At 45.6% G+C, this 1,047-nt stretch carries 1 protein-coding gene; it reads left to right on the top strand.

Features of this window, described 5'->3' with window-relative positions; all coding sequences use genetic code 11:
* Positions 1-174 precede the first annotated feature (174 nt).
* Positions 175-843: a tetratricopeptide repeat protein gene (locus BLW34_RS15310; protein ID WP_090581412.1), complete on the top strand. Its 669-nt coding sequence runs from the start codon at positions 175-177 to the stop codon at positions 841-843.
* Positions 844-1,047 lie beyond the last annotated feature (204 nt).

Consider the following 1,047-nt stretch of genomic DNA (forward strand, 5'->3'; position numbering starts at 1 on the left):
GCCGGGCTGGTAGCTTACGCATTCCGGGAGAAAAACCCTCACTTAATATCAGACCCTCCCAAGCTCTTCCAGTTGTGCTGATGTGATCCTTATGTCGAACTCACGTTAATATAACCAAAATGTTATAATTTCCATTATTTTTTACCTACCTAATAAGCAGGGTGGAATTATTTGATGAATACGCGTGTTTTTATATTGTTTGCTTTGTTAATGCTTTCTGGATGTGGTGATGGAACATCATCAGGAAAATCCGAGACAGAAGGATCTTGGAAGAAGTTACCGGATGAGATCACTCCGATCAATGAATTGCCATCCATATTCCAAGAAGGATTAACGCCGGAACAAAAGGCTGATCTGCTGAAAAAGATCATGCCGACAGGAGACGATAATTTAACGCCTGAAGAACGATTTCTGAAGTTACGCCAGGATGCAGACGCCGGTGATGCTGAAGCACAGAACGCTCTGGGCGCTTTGTTCTATTCTGGAGAGGCCATATCCAAGGATGCGACGGGGAAAGTTATGGACTATGATCTCGAGGCAGCTGCAGGCTGGTTTTATCGTGCTGCTGAACAAGGACACCCGGGTGCCCAATTTAATCTAGGTCTGCTGTATGCAGAAGGTCAAGGGGTTCCTCAAGATGCGGCCAAAGCAGTGGAGTGGTTTACCAAGGCGGCTGAGCAAGGTAATGTGGATGCCCAGAATAACCTGGGTGTGATGCATCTTGTTGGCGAGGGCGTGCCAAAAGATGTGAATAAAGCAGTGGAATGGTTCGAAAAAGCTGCAGCACAAGGGAATGAAGATGCTAAAGAAAATCTTAAGGCGATACGGGCCGCAGGAAATTAGTCTAATTTGTCGTTTTTTATTGGCTTCAGTCTATTCTCAGAGATTCTCAACTACAAAGCATTACAAGGAAGCATGGGCGGCATTAAATAGCTCTATCTAACGTGAGTTCGACATAAGGATCACATCAGCACAACTGGAAGAACTTGGGAGGGTCTGATATTAAGTGAGGGTTTTTCTCCCGGAATGCGTAAGCTACCAGCCCGG

This window comes from Nitrosomonas sp. Nm58, from assembly GCF_900107335.1.
In the GTDB taxonomy this organism is placed as follows: Bacteria; Pseudomonadota; Gammaproteobacteria; order Burkholderiales; family Nitrosomonadaceae; genus Nitrosomonas.